Origin of the sequence: Catenulispora yoronensis (assembly GCF_039531695.1) — a bacterium.
Classification (GTDB): Bacteria; Actinomycetota; Actinomycetes; order Streptomycetales; family Catenulisporaceae; genus Catenulispora; species Catenulispora yoronensis.
Map to the genome: position 1 here is coordinate 40,933 of NZ_BAAAQN010000056.1, position 16,933 is coordinate 57,865.

At 71.2% G+C, this 16,933-nt stretch carries 12 protein-coding genes; 6 read left to right on the forward strand and 6 right to left on the reverse strand.

The features are described from left to right. Positions 1–575: 575 nt before the first annotated feature. On the reverse strand, positions 576–1,847 hold the full coding sequence (locus tag ABD481_RS35010; protein WP_344670136.1) for an RNA polymerase sigma factor: 1,272 nt from the start codon (positions 1,845–1,847) through the stop codon (positions 576–578). Positions 1,848–1,935: 88 nt separating this feature from the next. On the opposite strand from ABD481_RS35010, the gene ABD481_RS35015 reads away from it, so the two are divergent. Next, positions 1,936–2,586, forward strand: a complete 651-nt coding sequence (locus ABD481_RS35015) for a hypothetical protein (protein WP_344670137.1) — start codon at positions 1,936–1,938, stop codon at positions 2,584–2,586. Positions 2,587–2,671: 85 nt separating this feature from the next. Here ABD481_RS35015 and ABD481_RS35020 read toward each other — a convergent pair whose 3' ends face one another. Both ABD481_RS35020 and ABD481_RS35025 read right to left on the reverse strand, forming a co-directional pair. Next, complete coding sequence (locus tag ABD481_RS35020) at positions 2,672–3,991, reverse strand: extracellular solute-binding protein (RefSeq protein ID WP_344670138.1); 1,320 nt, start codon at positions 3,989–3,991, stop codon at positions 2,672–2,674. A gap of 2 nt (positions 3,992–3,993) precedes the next feature. Then, positions 3,994–5,577 (reverse strand): class I SAM-dependent methyltransferase, encoded by a 1,584-nt coding sequence (locus ABD481_RS35025; RefSeq protein WP_344670139.1) that lies wholly within the window; start codon positions 5,575–5,577, stop codon positions 3,994–3,996. 211 nt (positions 5,578–5,788) lie between these two features. Here ABD481_RS35025 and ABD481_RS35030 point away from each other — a divergent pair, with 211 nt between their 5' ends. From ABD481_RS35030 to ABD481_RS35040, 3 genes are all read left to right on the forward strand, one after another. Continuing rightward, the gene (locus ABD481_RS35030; RefSeq protein ID WP_344670140.1) at positions 5,789–7,954 is read left to right on the forward strand and encodes a molybdopterin oxidoreductase family protein; all 2,166 of its coding nucleotides are present in this window, start codon (positions 5,789–5,791) and stop codon (positions 7,952–7,954) included. A gap of 6 nt (positions 7,955–7,960) precedes the next feature. After that, on the forward strand, positions 7,961–8,794 hold the full coding sequence (locus ABD481_RS35035; protein ID WP_344670141.1) for an SAM-dependent methyltransferase: 834 nt from the start codon (positions 7,961–7,963) through the stop codon (positions 8,792–8,794). Between the two features lie 192 nt (positions 8,795–8,986). After that, positions 8,987–10,558: an MFS transporter gene (locus ABD481_RS35040; protein WP_344670142.1), complete on the forward strand. Its 1,572-nt coding sequence runs from the start codon at positions 8,987–8,989 to the stop codon at positions 10,556–10,558. A 79-nt stretch (positions 10,559–10,637) separates the two neighbouring features. Here ABD481_RS35040 and ABD481_RS35045 read toward each other — a convergent pair whose 3' ends face one another. Further along, the gene (locus tag ABD481_RS35045) at positions 10,638–11,735 is read right to left on the reverse strand and encodes an acyltransferase family protein (RefSeq protein WP_425559366.1); all 1,098 of its coding nucleotides are present in this window, start codon (positions 11,733–11,735) and stop codon (positions 10,638–10,640) included. 484 nt (positions 11,736–12,219) lie between these two features. On the opposite strand from ABD481_RS35045, the gene ABD481_RS35050 reads away from it, so the two are divergent. Further along, complete coding sequence (locus ABD481_RS35050) at positions 12,220–13,377, forward strand: epoxide hydrolase family protein (RefSeq protein WP_344670144.1); 1,158 nt, start codon at positions 12,220–12,222, stop codon at positions 13,375–13,377. A gap of 77 nt (positions 13,378–13,454) precedes the next feature. Next, a complete protein-coding gene (locus ABD481_RS35055; protein ID WP_344670166.1) occupies positions 13,455–14,372 on the forward strand; it encodes a cyclase family protein in 918 nt (305 codons plus the stop codon). Between the two features lie 324 nt (positions 14,373–14,696). Here ABD481_RS35055 and ABD481_RS35060 read toward each other — a convergent pair whose 3' ends face one another. Together ABD481_RS35060 and ABD481_RS35065 are read right to left on the reverse strand one after the other, a co-directional pair. Next, positions 14,697–15,611, reverse strand: coding sequence for a phytanoyl-CoA dioxygenase family protein (locus tag ABD481_RS35060; protein WP_344670145.1), 915 nt, complete (start codon positions 15,609–15,611; stop codon positions 14,697–14,699). Continuing rightward, positions 15,608–16,912 (reverse strand): cytochrome P450 family protein, encoded by a 1,305-nt coding sequence (locus ABD481_RS35065; protein WP_344670146.1) that lies wholly within the window; start codon positions 16,910–16,912, stop codon positions 15,608–15,610. The genes ABD481_RS35060 and ABD481_RS35065 overlap by 4 nt, the downstream gene beginning before the upstream one ends. Positions 16,913–16,933: the final 21 nt, after the last annotated feature.

Genomic DNA, 16,933 nt, shown 5'->3' on the forward strand with positions numbered 1-16,933 from the left:
GGCTCGGGGCTCGGGGCTCGGGGCTCTGGCTCTGGCTCTGGCTCTGGCTCTGGCTCGGGCCCTGGCTCGGGCTCCGGCTCTAGCTCGGGGCTCGGGGCTCGGAGCTCGGGGCTCGGGGCTCGGGGCTCGGGGCTCGGGGCTCTGGCTCTGGCTCTGGCTCTGGCTCTGGCTCGGGCCCTGGCTCGGGCTCCGGCTCTAGCTCGGGGCTCGGGGCTCGGAGCTCGGGGCTCGGGGCTCGGGGCTCTGGCTCTGGCTCTGGGCTCTAGCTCTGGCTCTGGCTCGGGCCCTGGCTCGGGCTCCGGCTCGGGCTCGGGCTCGGGGTCTGGCTCCGGCTCCGTCTCGGGTCGGCTCGCCTTGGCCCTTGGGTTGGCTTGGTTCGCGCCCGATCGGCCAAGTTCGAGTCGGCTCGGATCGGGCTGGCTCAAGTCGAGGTCGGCGGCTCGGAATCGGCTGGCTCGGCTCGGGTCGGCTGATTTCAACTCAGCTCAACTCAGCTCAACTCGATCTGCGAATGCGAATGCGAATGCAGGTGCTCGGCGGCGGTACGTGCGAAACTGCGCGCCGCCGCCGGCGCTTCAGCGGCTCTCGTCTTCCTCCGCGTGCCCCTCGCCGCCGAGCCGTGCCGCCTGCGCCAGCAAATAGCGGCGCTCGGGGACGCTGTCGGTCCGTTCGGCGGCCAGGCGGTAGCAGGCGGTCGCCGCCTCCATGTCGCCGGCCATCTCCAGCAAGTGCGCGCGGACTGCGTCGAGGCGGTGGTGTTCGGTCATGCGGCTGTCGTCGTTGAGGGATTCCAGGAGGCGGAGGCCTTCGTGGGGGCCTTTGGCCATCGCCAGGGCGACGGCTCGGTTCAGGGTCACCATCGGGTTGGGGGCGAGGCGTTCCAGGACGCCGTAGAGGGCGAGTACCTGGGGCCAGTCGGTGTCGTCGCCGCTGGTGGCTTCGGCGTGGAGGGCGGCGATGGCGGCCTGGACCTGGTAGGGGCCTACTTGGGAGCGGCCCAGGGCTTCGGTGACCAGGGCGAGGCCCTCTTGGACGTAGTCCTGGTTCCACTGCGTGCGGTCCTGGTCGGCCATGGGGACCAGGGTGCCGTCGGGGAGGGTTCGGGCCGGGCGGCGGGCGTCGGTGAGGAGCATCAGGGCCAGCAGGCCCTCGGCCTCGCCGTCGGTGCCGAGGAGGCGGCAGGCCTGGCGGGTCAGGCGGATGGCCTCGGTGGTCAGGTCGGCGCGGAGGAGGTCCGGGCCGGAGGTCGCGGTGTAGCCCTCGTTGAAGATCAGGTACAGCACGTGCAGGACCGCGCTGAGGCGCTCGGCGCGTTCCTCCTCCGGCGGGGGGCGGAAGGTCAGGCCGGCCGCCTTGACCGTCTGCTTGGCGCGGGTGATGCGGCGGGCCATGGCCGTCTCGCTGACGAGGAACGCCCGGGCGATCTCGCCGGTGGTCAGGCCGCCGACGGCGCGCAGCGTCAGCGCCATCTGCGACGGCGGGCTCAGCGCCGGGTGGCAGCACAGGAACAGCAGGGTCAGGGTGTCGTCGTCGCTGCCCGGGACCTCGTCCGCGGGCGGGGCCAGGTGCTCGTCGACCGGGGTGAGCGCGGCGACCGTGGCCTCGCGGTGCCGGCGCGCCTGGTCGCTGCGCCAGCCGTCGGTGAGGCGGCGCGTGGCGACGGTGAGCAGCCAGCCGTAGGGGTTGTCCGGGACGCCGTCGGCCGGCCACTGCGTGGCGGCGCTGATCAGCGCTTCCTGGACGGCGTCCTCACAGGCGTCGAACTGGCCGTGCCGCCTGGTCAGCGTCGCCAGCACCCGCGGCGCTGCTTGGCGCAGAAGATCCTCCAAGCGCGCTTCCGGACTCACGCGGTCATCGTAGCGGCAACCAGTACGATGCCTGTCGCTGACATCCCGTGGTGTCGGCGACGGACTCGCCGGAGAACGGAGCCGAACCGTGCCCGCACCACTCGACGTCATCATCAGGAAGCACGTCGCTCCGATGGCGAAACAGGAGGGCGTCCCGCGCAAGGGACGCTACTTCCGGCTGGAGGGCGAGCACGGGCACACGCTGCTCTATTTCGACACGTTCAACCTCTACCAGACGGAGCTCTGCTTCGAGGTCGGCTTCGCGCTGCTGCCGCTGACCTACTGGGACTTCACGTGCCAGCTCTACGAAGGCGGTGGAGCGCCCACCATACCGGGCCGGGAAAGCATCTTCCTGTACTCCTGGCTCATGCCGCCGGACGAATGGTCCTACCGCCCCGCCGAGAAACCCCCTTACACCTTCCGCCGACGGTGGAGCCTCAACGACCTCGGCGACCTCGATTCCCTCGGCGCGGCCCTCGCGCAACGCGTGCAGGAAGAAGCGTTCCCCCGCATGCGCCAGCTTCTGGACCTGGAGTTCGCGCTGGCCGAGCTCAGGACGCCGACCTTCGCGACTCAGCTGGCCCTGGCATCCGACGCGGCGCGCGAACTCGTGCTGATGCTGGACACGCTCGATCCGGAACGGGTCGAGGAACTGCTCGCCGATCCGGTTCAGCCGCGGAACGCCCTCTTCGAGGGCTGGGTGCGGGAACGAGTCGCCCGGCGCACAGCCGAACGGTGACCTGTCCGGCGCACGGCCGAACATATCACCGTCCAGCGCACGGCCGGACAGGTCACCGTTCAGCGCATAGCAGCGCAGCCACCCCCTACCGCGCCGCCCACCGCTTCGCAGTCTCCGTGTTGTAGTCATCCAGCCGCCGCTGCGCCGCGACCGTCGCCTGCGCGAACCGCCGCGCCGGATCGGCGCCCTGCTCCAGCACGTCCGTCATGGCCTGGACCAGGTCGGCGTGCATCCCGGCCAGCTCCCCCACCAGCGCTCCGGTCGCCGCCGCCGACCCGTCCGAGGCGGCGAGCTGCCGCGGCGCCGTCAGGTGGTGCGGCTTCTCGGCGAACCAGCCCTCTGCCTCCAGCAGCCGGTGCGAGCCGTGCGTCACCGGAATGAAGCGGCTCGACTTGTGCCACACGGCGGCGTTCTCCGGATTCAGCAGATATTGCAGGAACGCCAGGGCCCCGTCCTCCACCTCCGGCGACAGCCCGGCGGCCAGCCACAGGGAGTCGCCGCCCAGGACGTCACCGGAATACGGCACGGCGCCGTTGCGCGGCAGACGGTCCGTAACGACCTCGATCCCGGCCTCCGTCCCGGCCGCCACCAGCCGCTCGGCCATCACCGAGGAGTTGAGGAGGAAGGGCACCCGCCCCTCGATGAAGGCGTCGAACGTCCCGGCCCAGTCCTGCGCCACGCCGGTATGCAGATACTGGCCCTCCTTATGCAGCCGCTGCCACCACGTGATCCATGCCAGAAGCTCCTCAGAGGCCAGATCCACCGTCTGGGCCCGGCCGGCCCGGCCGTTGGCGTGGTCGACCAGCAGACCACCCTGTTGGGCCGCGTAGTGCTGGAAGAACCAGCCGTCGATCGCCCACGCGACGCCGTGCGAGGCCCCCTGCGAGGCACTCCCCGACAGAACCACCCGGCACGCGGCCTCCAGCCCCTCCCAGTCCTGCGGCACCTCCGTGATCCCGGCTTCCCGCAGCATCGTCATATTCGCGTACAGCAAGCCCGTGGACACGCTGAACGGCAGCGACACCAATTCACCGTCATAGCTGTAGTAACGGCGCGCCGTCTCGACGAAGTCGTCGAGAACCACCGGCTCACCAAGGATCTCCTGACGTCCCGCGACCGCCCGCTCCACCGGAGTGAACAGCGGCCCGCCGGCCGCGGCCACCGCGTCGCGGGCGCGCTGGGTCTCGGTGAAGAAGACGTCGACGAGCGCCGGGACGCGGCCCTGGTCCAGGATCCTGATGAACTCGTCGCGCCCGGTCCAGTACCGGTACGTGGAGATCCGGACCTCGTAGCCGGGATGCGCCGCGCCGAACTCGGCGGCCCGCCGCCGGATCGGGTCCAGGAACCCCTCGAAGGGGTGGTCGGCGAGCAGGATCTCGACGACGGTCCGCTGGTCGCCGCCCACGGTCAGCCGTCCCGCTTCGCGGTGAGGAACACGAAGGTGCCCGGCCCGGACTCCTCGACGACGCGCAGCCCGGCGGCCGCCAGCCAGTCCCGGATCGCCCGCGGCTCGAACAGCACGTAGCCCTCGGGGCTGGCCGGGAAGATGTGCGAGCGTTGGAAGTACCGGTAGACCGGATCGTCGGCCCAGCGGAAGGTCATCAGGGTCAGGACGCCACCGGGCCGCAGGCAGCGGCCGATCTCGGCGAGGGCCAGCGCCGGGTCCGGCATCGCCTGCAGCGCGTTCCAGCAGTTGACGGCGGTCAGGCTGCCGTCGGCGACCGGCAGCTCCAGCGCGCTGGCCCGGACCGCGGCCACCCGCGGCAGGCGGCCGCGCAGCCAGTGGAGCATGGCGTCGTTGAGGTCCAGGGCGATGACCCGCCCGGTGCCGACGGTGTCGGCGACCACCCAGGTCCAGCGGCCGGCGCCGGCCGCGAGGTCCAGGATCGGGCCGTCGGAGCGGGCTGCGGCGGCAGCGCGCAGGCGGTCGGCGATGTAGGAGTCCTCGATGGCCGGGGTGATGCTGCCGTCCCAGTTGCGGCCCATGATGCGCAGGAAGGCCGGGCGCAGGCCGATTTCGTAGTGGTGGCCGACGGTGCTCACCACGGCGGCGTTCTGGAGGACGTCGGCCTCGACATCCTCGGCGGCGTCGCTGACGCCGGCGCCGGAGCGTTCGCGGCGGGACAGGTCGAGGATGCCGCCGGCGGCGACCGGGTAGAACGTCGAGCAGGCCGCGCAACGTGCGCCCCGCTTCTCGAACGTCAGTGTGCTGCCGCAGGACGTGCAGCGCAGGGTGGCTTCGTGGTCGGCGAAGACGGTGCCGTCGACGGCGCCCGCCGGCTCGTGCGGGGCCGCCCAGTACGGACTGTCGTCGACGACCGCGGTGGGCATACCGTTGGCGACCGCCCACAGCGCCTTGGCCCCGGCGTAGGCCCACACCGAGCGGGTGTCGCCGTCCCAGGTCGCGGTGATCTGCTCCGGCGTCAGGGTCCTGATCCAGGCCCGGTCGAACTCGCGCTCCTGCTCGTCGATGTCCCAGTCGAAGGGCGAGGGCCAGGACCGGCCCAGATCCGGGTCGAGATGGTCGAGCCGGGTCAGGCCGCGGTCCAGCCGGGTCCGGTCGTCGGGGTCCAGGGGCAGGCGGCCGAACGCGGACCAGATCCGGGCGCGCTCGTCCGGGAAGTGGGCCAGCAGGTAGATCAGCGCCAGGGTCAGCGGCTCGATCTCGGTGGTCCGCCGCACCTCGTCCAGGAACGCGTCCAGGCCCTGGCGCACCGCCGTGGCGACCGGTCCGCCGAGCACCGGGTACTCGGACTCGGCCAGCAGGCCGAGCAGGATCGCCAGGTAGCCGCGGCGCTCCGGATCGGCGCCGTCCCAGACGGACAGCAGCTCGGGGACGGCTTCGCGGGCCCGCCCCGGATCGGTCAGCGCGCCGTCGCTCCAGAAGGCCGCGACCAGGCGGTCGAACGCCCCGGCCAGCGCTTCGGAGTCGGCTTCACGGAAGGCGGTCAGCGGTCCGGCGGCGGTGGCCGGGTCGGCGTGCGGGGCCATGGCGAATCCTCTCTTCGACAGGTCTGCCTTCACGATCGCGGGGCGGGAAGCGGGCGGCATCTTCGGGGATGCCGGATCGGTTCTCAGGGTCCGCACATGGCGAGTGGGGGGCCGGACGGGGCGTTGCTAGCGTCCCGGCTGGACCCATGAACCCGTGAACCCACGAACCCGTGAACCGCGAACTCGTGACTTCCTGACCTCGGGAGCGAGCATGAAGACTGCACTCCGGACCTGCCCGCTCTGCGAGACCGCCTGCGGCCTGCGGCTGACCCTGGACGACGCCGGATCGGTGCTGCGCGTCGAGGGGGACAAGGAGGACCCGTTCAGCAAGGGCTTCCTGTGCCCGAAGGGCGCGGCGCTCGGGCAGCTGGACGAGGATCCGGACCGGTTGACGCGGCCGATGGTCCGGGTCGACGGGGAGCTGCGGCCCGCGAGCTGGGAGGAGGCCTTCGCCGAGGTGCACCGCGGCCTCACCGGGATCATGGCGGAGCACGGACGGGACGCCGTGGCGCTGTACTTCGGCAATCCGACGTTCCACACCATGGCCGGATTCCTTTACCGGCAGCCGCTGACGCAGGTTCTCGGGAGCCGCAACGTCTACTCGGCCAGCACCATCGACCAGATGCCGAAGCACGTGGCGAGCGGGCTGATGCTCGGGGATCCGATGGCGGTGGCCGTTCCGGACCTCGACCGGACCGACTACATGCTGATTCTCGGGGCCAATCCGGTGGAGTCGAACGGATCGCTGTGTGTGGCGCCGGATTTCAAGGGGCGGTTGCAGGCGATCCAGGCGCGCGGCGGGAGGGTCGTGGTGGTCGATCCGCGGCGGACCCGGACGGCGGAGTTGGCCGATGAGCATGTGTTCGTCCGGCCGGGGACGGATGCCTGTCTGCTGTTCGGAATCGTGCACACACTGCTGGCCGAGGACCTGGTCAAGGTCGACCTGAACGTCAATGGCCTGACAGAACTCAGGACCCTGGCGAACGGTTTCGCGCCGGAGGCCGTGGAACAGGCGTGCAGCGTGCCGGCGGCGACGATCGTGCGGTTGGCACGGGAGATCGCGGCGGCGCCGACGGCGGCGGTCTACGCCCGGATCGGGACCTGCACGGCGGAGTTCGGCTCGCTGGCGCAATGGCTGGTCGACGTCATCAATGTTCTGACAGGCAACATGGACAGCGTCGGCGGCGTCATGTTCGCCAAGACGGCAGGGCTGGAGATCTTCCGCAGCGGGCAGCCGTTCGCCACCGGGGCCTGGCACAGCCGAGTACGCGGCCTGCCGGAGGTGCTCGGGGAGTTCCCGGTCGCCACCATGGCCGACGAGATCGAGACTCCAGGCGAAGGGCGAATACGAGCCCTGATCACGGTCGGCGGCAACCCGGCGCTGTCGGCTCCCGGGGCACCACGACTGGCTCGGGCATTGTCGGGTCTGGACTTCATGGTCTGCGTCGATCCGTATCTGAACGAGACCACGCGGTACGCCACCGTGATCCTGCCGCCGCCGCGGATGCTCCAGAGCCCGCACTTCGACTTCCTGGTGCAGATCATCATGGTCCGCAACTACGCCAGGTTCTCCCCGCCGGTGCTGCCGCTGCGTGACGACCAGCGTTCCGAGGCGGCGATCCTGGCAAAACTGTTGCTGATCCTGGCCGGGCAGGCGGCCGACGCCGATCCGGCGGGGGCCGAGGAGATGCTGCTGGGGCAGTTGCTGGCGGCGGTGCCGGAGCTGCGGGAAGGGCTGGAGGGGCAGGACGGGACCGAGCTCATCCTGGACGCGCTGCTGAAGCTGGGGTCGTACGGCCTGTCGCTGGAGGCCATGCGCGAGGCCCCGCACGGGATGGACCTGGGGCCGTTGCGGCCACGATTGGGGGAGATTCTGTGCACGGCGTCGGGGAAGGTCGAGCTGGCGCCGGCGACGTTGGCGGCGGACGTGCCGCGGCTCCTGCGGCGAATGCGGGAGTGGGCGAGCGAGCGCGACACGATGGTGCTCATCGGGCGGCGCCATCTGAGGTCGAACAACAGCTGGATGCACAACGTGCCGTCACTGGTGGGCGGCAGCAACCGGTGCACGCTCCACGTCCATCCGCAGGACGCGGCGCGGCTCGGACTGGGGAAGCGGGCGCTGGTGCGTTCGGCGGTGGGAGAGCTCGAAGTGATGGTGGAGCTCAGCACCGCGATCATGCCGGGGGTCGTGAGCCTGCCCCATGGGTGGGGGCACGAGGAGAGCCGACAAAAAGTGGCACGCGAGCATGCGGGGGTCAATGCCAATGCTCTGACTGATGAAGCGGTAATGGATCCCGTTTCGGGCAATGCGGTTTTCAATGGGGTGCCGGTGACCGTGGTGGCGACTGAGAAGGCCAGCAATCTCGAACGGAAGTGAACAATCGTGGCGAAAGAAGCAGCCGGGCCCGATGAAATAGGCCGGCGGTACGACGAATCGGCCCCCCTCACCAATGTCATGAACGAGGGGCAGGTGCATCTGTCCTACTGGTACGGCGAGGAGGACACCACTCCCCTCCGCGAGGCGTCGCGGCGCATTACCCGGAAAGTGGCCGATGCGCTCAATCTCGCGGTCGGGGACCGCGTCCTGGACGCCGGCTGCGGATTGGGGCTTCCCGCCCTCGACGTCGCCGAGAACACCGGCGCGTCCGTCGTCGGCATCACGGTCAGCCAGACCGAGGTGGACGCGGCGACGGCCCGGGCCGAGGCGGCCCGGATGCAGGAGCGGGTCCGCTTCCAGCGCGCCGACTATATGGCGCTGCCATTCCCGGACGACTCGTTCGACGCGGTGCTCGCGATGGAGTCGCTCGTCCACGCGCCCGATCTGGGCCGGGCCCTGCGCGAGTTCCACCGCGTACTGCGGCCGGGCGGCCGGGTCGGGCTGGTCGAGTACACCCTGGAGTCGGAGGAGTCCGAGGCGCGCGCGGTCGAGGAGTTCTTCACCAGCATGGGCATGGCCAACCTGCTCACGCTGGCGGGATGGATAGAGGCCTTCGCCATGGCCGGGTTCGTGGTCGAGGAGTACACCCAGTGCGGACCACGGGTGTTCGGCATGGGCGCGAAGTACGTCGAGGCCGCGCGGGGCGTGCGCGAGCGCGTGGTGACCCAGTTCGGGGACGAGGCCTACGCGGGCCTGGAGGGCGGCCTCGCCGGGTTCTTCGAGGTCGGCGCGGACCGGGTCGGGTATGCCATCGCGGCGTTCGGCAAGCCCCGGGGCTGATCGGCGGCCCGCCGCCGAAGCGGTCCGGTGCTCGCGTCCCCGGCCGGGGACGCGGGCACCGGGTCCGCACCGGGCCGCTCCCGCCAAAGTCGCCGGCCCCGCGATGTCGGATTCCCTCCCTCCGCTCCGACCACCAGATAGAGGCGCCACCCGCGGGTGCCGACCACTGTGGTTAGCGAGGAAGGATTTGCCATGAGTGACACGACTCAGGACGCGGCCCCGCTGGCCGGGCGCCGGGAGTGGCTGGGCCTGGCCGTGCTGGCGTTGCCCACGCTGCTCGTCGCGCTGGACATCGGTGGCCTGTTCCTGGCACTGCCCCACCTGAGCGCCGATCTGGGCGCGACCAGCACCCAGCAGCTCTGGATCACCGACATCTACGGCTTCATGCTCGCCGGGTTCCTGATCACCATGGGGACGCTCGGCGACCGGATCGGGCGGCGGAAGCTGCTGATGATCGGCGCGGGCGGATTCTTCGCCGCCTCGCTGCTGGCGGCGTTCTCGACCAGCCCGTTGATGCTGATCATCGCCCGGGCGCTGCTCGGGATCGCCGGGGCGACGCTGTCGCCGTCGACGCTGGCGCTGATCAGCAACATGTTCCGCAACCCCAAGCAGATGGGCACCGCCATCTCGCTGTGGGCGTTCTGCCAGTTCGGCGGGGCGGCGCTCGGGCCGGTCATCGGCGGGGTGCTGCTGCAGCACTTCTGGTGGGGCTCGGTGTTCCTGCTCGGCACGCCGGTCATGCTGCTGCTGCTGATCGTCGGGCCGCTGCTGCTGCCGGAGTACCGGGACGCCAATGCCAAGAAGCTCGACCTGGTCAGCGTGGTGTTCTCGCTGGCGGCGATCCTGCCGGTGATCTACGGCATCAAGCAGCTGGCCATCGGGAGCAACGGCTCGCCGGTGTGGCCGGTGCTCGCCATCGTCGTCGGCGCCGGGTTCGCGGTCCTGTTCACCCGGCGTCAGCTGCGGCTGCCGAACCCGCTGCTGGACCTGCGGCTGTTCCGCAACGTGCGGTTCAGCAGCTCGCTGGCGGCCATGATGCTCGGGTCCGGGACGCTGGCCGGGCTGGGGCTGATGACCAGCCAGTTCATCCAGAGCGTGCTCGGGCTGGAGCCGGCCAAGGCCGGGCTCTGGCAGGCGCCGACCGGCGTCGGCATCGCCATCGGCGTGCTGGTGACGCCGATCATCGTCCGCAAGATCCAGTCGAGCACCGCGATCCTCGGCGGGCTCGTGCTGTGCTTCGCCGGGCTGATCATGCTCAGCTTCGTGCACGCCACCAGCAGCGCGGCGCTGGTGTCGGTGAGCGCGGCGCTGGTGGCCCTGGGCATCGGGCCGCTGTTCGTGCTCGGCACCAGCCTGGTGGTGGGGTCGGCGCCCCCGGAGAAGGCGGGGTCGGCGGCGTCCATGTCGGAGACCAGCAACGTCTTCGGCTCCACGCTCGGGCTGGCGCTGCTCGGCAGCGTCGGCGCCGCGGTGTACCAGTCCGGGATGGCCGGGTCGACGGTCGCCGGGGCGAAGGAGACGTTGGCCGACGCGGTCGCGGCCGCCGCCAAGCTCCCGGCCGCCGTCTCGCAGTCGCTGCTGGTCAAGGCCCGCGACGCCTTCACCGACGGGCTGAACGCGGTGGCCGCCATCGGCATCGTGACGATCGCGATCGTCTTCGTGCTCGCCTGGATGACGCTGCGGCAGAAGGCCGAGGCGCCGGCGGCGCCCGCCGAGGCGGATCCGGATCCGGCGGCCGAGCCGCTGAAGGTGTCCGAGTCCTGATGACGGCGGCGCCCGGTACCCGAGACACAACGGGTACCGGGCGGAATGCCGGGCGAAGCGTCAGTCAGTGCGCCGGGCCTCAGGCCGTCGACGCCGAGGCGCTCACCTCACCGGGCTCGACCGCCGGCACCGGGCGCCGCGTCCGGGGCCGGGACCAGCGCCGCATCACCGGCACCTCGACGAACCGGTAGAGCAGCCAGGCCAGGAAGATGCTGACGCCCAGGCAGCCCAGCAGGAACAGGACCGCCTCCGGGGTGTTCCACGACGTCGGGTCGTAGGTGCCGTATCCCATCCACTCCCCCTTGAACGCGGCCTGCGCCTGGTTCAGCACGTTGAGATGGATCAGGAAGAACGCGTAGGAGATCTCGCCCAGCCAGACCATCGGGCGGCGCGTGAGCACGGTCTGCCGGCCGGCGATGTCGCTGGTGGCGAAGGCCGAGACCAGCAGCCCGAGCGGGAAGGAGTAGGGCGCGGCGAAGACCCAGAACTGGGGCAGCCACAGGGACACCACGAACAGCGCCGACACCAGGAGCAAGGCCGGCGCCAGGCTGATCCGGGGTACCCACTTCCCGCTCAGGACGATGCGCGCGAACAGGATCCCGACGACGAACTCCAGGCAGCGCACCAGCGGGAACTGATAGACGAACCACATCTGCGGCCAGGAGAACTGGTCGTATCCGGGGAAGGCCGGGCTGTCGGGCATGAAGGCCTTCGACAGCAGCGGCACCGACAGGGACACCGCCGCGACACCGGCGGCCCAGTACCAGAGGTGCTCGGCCCGGATCTTGACGATCCCGAGGATCAGGAACGGGAACAGCAGATAGAACACGATCTCCGCGGACAGCGACCAGGTGACGCCGTTGACCGCGAAAAGCAGGTTGTTCAAGTTCGGCACCCAGGAGTTGACCAGGAACAGGTTGACCACGGCCGGGCCGGCCATGATCTTGGTGCCCGAGACGACCAGCAGCGCGACGACCACCAGCCAGACCGTGGCGTGGTTCGGGAAGATCTTGAAGAACCGCCGGCGCCAGAACTGCCCCATCGTGTCGGTCGGACTCGCGACCCAGGTCAGGACGAATCCGCTGAGCACGAAGAAGAACGACACGCCGAGCGCCCCGGCGCTGTTGGTGATGAAGCTGTACTTGCTCTGCACCGTGGCGTCGCGGAATGCTCCCAAATAGTGCGCATGGTAGGCAAAGACCAGGAATGCGGCGACGAATCGAAGCGCGGTCAGGGAAGGTAGCCTCGCCGGGCGGGTTGCCGTTGCCTCTGTCATGAGTACCTGCCTCGTCAAAGGGGGGCGGGGTGAGAGCCATGACGGGTCTCGGAAGTGGAGTCTGGAGGCGGCCGCACCGCCCTCGCATCTTCCAGATTGCGGCGTTCTGGCAATCTCGAATCAATGATCTTCTGAAAAGCCCAAAAGATCGCCGCCGAATGCTCGCGGAACACTGATTTCCGGCCTTGACGCGCTTATGCCGGAACGGCTACCCGCCGCCGGTGAGCAAAAACCCTTCGCAGGTAAGCAATAGCAGAGGTGAGGCATCCGCGGCGGGCTCGCAGTATTGCTAGTGCGCAGCTTCAGGCGGGCCCGCCGAACCCGTGAACCGGAGCCCGCCGGTGCCATGGCCGCGCATCCCACGGACGAGCAACGGGAGTCGTCGATGAAGCCATTCCGGATAGCGGTCCCCCAGTCCGCTGTGGACGACCTGCACCGCCGCCTGCGCGACACGCGCTGGCCCGAAGGCCTGCCCGAGGTCGCCTGGCAGCGCGGCGTGCCGCCGAACTACCTGCGCGAGCTCGCCGAGTACTGGCGCACCGGCTACGACTGGCGCGCGGCCGAGGCCGAGCTGAACGCGATCCCCCAGTTCCGGGTCGAGATCGACGGCGCCCCGATCCACTTCCTGCACGTGCGCTCCCCCGAGCCGGACGCGACGCCGCTGCTCATCACGCACGGCTGGCCCGGTTCGGTGGTGGAGTTCCTGGACGTGCTGGGGCCGCTGAGCGACCCCCGCGCGCACGGCGGCGACCCGGCCGACGCCTTCCACCTGGTCATCCCCTCCCCGCCGGGGTTCGGGTTCTCCGGCCCGCACGGGCAGACCGGCTGGAACAACCTGCGGGTGGCCAAGGCCTGGGCCGAGCTGATGCGCCGGCTCGGCTATCAGCGCTACGTCGCCCAGGGCGGGGACTTCGGCGCCGGCATCTCCTTCACCCTGGCCCGGGTCGACGCCGAGCACGTGGCCGGCCTGCACCTCAACACCCTGACCACCACGCCCAGCGGGGACCCGGGCGAGCTGGCGGACCTGGACGACGAGGAACGCGCCCGGCTGGCCTGGGCGGCCCGCTTCCTGGACGAGCTGGCCGGCTCGATGAAGCTCCAGGCCACCCGCCCGCACACCATCGCCTACAGCCTGGCCGACTCGCCGGTCGGACAGCTCGCCTGGATCGTGGAGAAGTTCAAGGACTGGACCGACTCGGCCAAGGTCCCCGAGGACGCCGTCAGCCGCGACCGCATGCTGACCGTCGTGTCCAGCTTCTGGTTCACCGGCACCGCCGGCTCCTCGGCCCAGTTCTACTACGAGACGCTGGACTTCCTGCCGATCACCCGGGCCACCGGCCGGCTGCCCGCCCTGGACCTGCCGGTCGGGCTGGCGGTGTTCCCGCACGCCCCGGTGAAGGCCATCCGCCGCTTCGCCGAGCGCGACCTGCCGACCATCGTGCAGTGGAACGAGTACGACCGCGGCGGGCACTTCGCCGCGCTGGAGGAGCCCGACCTGTTCGTCGCCGACGTGCGCGAGTTCCGCCGCCGGATCGCCAAGTGAGCGCGGCCGAGGCGGCGGACGGGGCCGGACCCGGGCGGGGCGCGCCGGACCGGGCAGAGCCGGACCGGGGCGAGCCGATCGAGGACTTCCGGACCCTGGGCGCGAAGCTGCGCAACTGGGGCCGCTGGGGCGCCGACGACGAGCGCGGGACGACCAACCTCATCACCCCCGAGCGGCTGATCGCGGCCGGGCGGCTGATCCGGCAGGGCAAGATCTTCGACCTCGGCATCCCGCTGGACGGGAACGGGCCGCAGACCGGCGCCTTCCGGATCAACCCCGTGCACCTGATGTCGGCCACCGGGGCCGAGCAGCCGTTCCCCAGCGGGTTCCGCTACGCCGACGACTACCTGTTCCTGCCGCTCCAGGCCGGCTCGCAGTGGGACGCGCTGGCCCACGTGTTCTACGACGACCAGCTCTACAACGGGTTCCCGGCCGGCGCGGTCACCGTGGCCGGCGCCGGCCGCTGCTCGATCGACGGGCAGGCCGCCGGGATCGCCGGCCGCGCGGTGCTGCTCGACATCGCCGCGCTGCACGGGGTGGAGTGGCTGGCGGCCGGCACCGCCATCACCCCGGACGATCTGGACGCGGCCCGGCGCCGTCAGGGCGGCGTCGCCGTCGGGCCGGGCGACATCCTGCTGGTCCGCACCGGCTGGCGGCGCAAGTTCCTCCAGGAGCGCGATCCGGCGGCGTTCATGGCCGGGGAGCCCGGGCTGGGCCAGGCGTGCTGCGCGTGGCTGCGGGAGCGCGACGTGGCCGCCGTCGGCTGCGACAACTGGGCGCTGGAGGTGCTGCCCTTCGAGCCCGGCGGCGTGTTCATGGGGATCCACATGGTCCTGATCCGCGACATGGGGATGACGCTGGGCGAGATGCTGGACCTGGAAGCGCTGGCCGCCGACTGCGAGGCCGACGGGGTGTGGGAGTTCTTCCTCAGCGCTCCCCCGCTGAAGGTCACCGGCGGCGTCGGCTCCCCGGTGAACCCGCTCGCCATCAAATAGCCCTGCCATATAACAGCCCGCGCACGACGTGGCCGCGGCCGCCGGGGACTGGTCCCGGCGGCCGCGGCCAGGTCGTGCCGCCGGTCGGGACAGCGGGAGCCGGAACCGGAACCGGAACCGGACCCGGAACCGGACCCGGAGCCGGAACCGGACCCGGAGCCGGAGCCGGAGCCGGAGCCGGAGCCGGACGCGGAGCCGGAGCCGCAGCCGGAACGCCGCAGCCGGTGCGTCTGCTTCCGCAGAACACACCGGCTGCTTCCGGCCTTCGACCGCTGCCCTCAACAGCTGCCTTCGACCGCTACCTTCGACCGCTACCGCCAACCGCTACATCAGTGGATTGGCACCGCGCGGCCGACTGGAGAGCTCCTGCTGCGTCAGCTCCAGCAGCAACATCGGGTCCTGCGTCTCGACCTGGCCGAGGCCGGGAGGGCAGCGCTCCCAGCCGAGCAGCCGCTGCACCTCCTCCGGCAGCGTCTGCACCGTCTCCCGGGAGACCGCGAGGTACTGGTTCTCCTCCTGCCGCAGGTTGCCCAGGTCGAGCGCGACGGAGAGGCTGTAGCGCGGCGTGTCCGTGGTGTTGGCGCCGCCGCCGTGGTAGACCGCGCCCGGCCAGAGCAGCGCCGAACCGGCCGGCATGACCGCCGGAACGGTCTCGGCGTAGGCCGGGGCCCGCTCGTCGTCCCAGTGGTGGCTGCCGGGGATGACCAGGGTCGCGCCGTTCTCCCGCGTGAATTCGGTCAGCGCGAGCATCAGCTGGAGCCGGCACGGCGGCCCCGGATGCCGCCACAGGTGCATCGCGTCGTCGCGGTGCAGCGGCTGCCGGCCCTGGCCCGGATCGATGCGGATGGCCTGGGTGAAGCTGACCTGGATGCTCGGGGTCACCTCCATCCGGACCTTGCCGATCCACATGTGCGTGGGCTGCTGGAGCAGCCGCCGGGCCGCGCCGAGGAACTGCGGTTGCAGGACGACACTGCTCATGGGACCCGGCGACCGCTGGAACAGGCTGGACAGCCGCTTGGTCTTCTGGCCGTCGTAGCCGCTCTCGCTGTAGCCGGCGGTCTCCAGGCCGGGCCTGAGATCGGCGCGGAGCGCGGCGAGGGTCCCGGCGTCGACGAAGTCCTCGACGATCACCGCCCCGTCGCGCTCCAGGATCCCCACGACGTCGTCGAGGGCGGCGGCGGGGGTGACGTGGGTGAGGCGGGTCAGCTCGGCCGGGGCCGGCTGTTGCTGAGTGGTCATGGCGAGATGCCTCGTTCTGGTCCGAGTTCTGGTCCGAGTTCTTGTCCGGGTTCTGATTCGTGGTCCGGTCCGAGATGAACCGGCAGCGCGCGCCGGCCGTTCATGATGAACGTGCCCTGTCCGGCCAGCTCGTCCGGCTCGACGGCCAGCCGCAGCCCGGGGAAGCGGGTGAACAGCGCCTCCACCGCGAGGCCCACCTCCATGCGGGTCAGCGCCGGGCCGACGCACCGGTGCACGCCGTGGCCGAACGCGACGTGCCGTTTGTCGGGGCGCCGGGCGTCGAACTCGGCCGCGGCGTCGCCGTGCACTTCGGGGTCGCGGCCGGCGGCGGCGAAGCCGATCACCACCGGGTCGCCGCGGGCGATGGTGACGCCGTCGACGGTGACGTCCTCGGTGGCGAAGCGGAACGGCAGGTTCGCGACCGGCGCGTCGGTGCGCAGCGTCTCCTCCACCACGTCGTCCCAGTCCACGGCGCCGCCGGCCGCCAGGGCGCGCTGGCCGGGCCGGGTGAGCAGGGCCAGCACGGTGTTCGTGATGAGGTTCCGGGCCGGTTCGGCGCCGGTGTTGAACATCAGCTGGGCCAGGCCGACCAGTTCGGTGTCGGATCCGGCGCCGGTGCCGGCCACCGGGCAGCCGCCGGGCTGGGCCGCGATCAGGTCGCTGATCAGGTCCTCCCCCGGGGCCCGGCGCTTGGCCTGGACCAGGGCCTCGATCTTGCCGCGCAGCGCGGCGTACTCCTCGGCGGCCTTGCGCGGGTCCGGCTGGACGTATCCGGCGAGGTCCAGGATGCCGTCCGGGTCGCCCTCGGGGACACCGAGCAGTTCGCCGATGACGCGGGTCGACACCAGGTGCGCGTAGCGGGCCTTGAGGTCGACCGGTTCGCCGGGCTGTTTGGCGGCGTGCTCGGCCAGTTCCTCCAGGGCCCGGGCCACGACCCGTTCGACCCGCGGCCGCAGGGCGGCGATCCGCTGCGGGCTGAAGGCGCCGAGCACGAGCCGGCGCTGGCGGGCGTGCGGTTCGCCGTCGGCGGTGGACATGTTGTCCATGCGGGCCCAGGCGATCAGCGGGAAGTCCGGGGCCAGGGTGCCGTCGATGTAGGGCGGCCAGTACCGCCGGGCGTCCTTGGAGAACCTCTCGTCGGCCAGGACCTGCCGGGCGGCGTGGTAGCCGGTCACCGACCAGGCTTCCAGGTCGCCGGGCAGCAGCACCCTGGTGACCGGCCCGCGGGCGCGCAGCCGGGCCGCCTCGCCGTGGATGTCGGTGCCGGCCGGGTCGATGACGTATAGCGGATCGTCGTCCACGTCTGCCTCCTGTGGGGACGG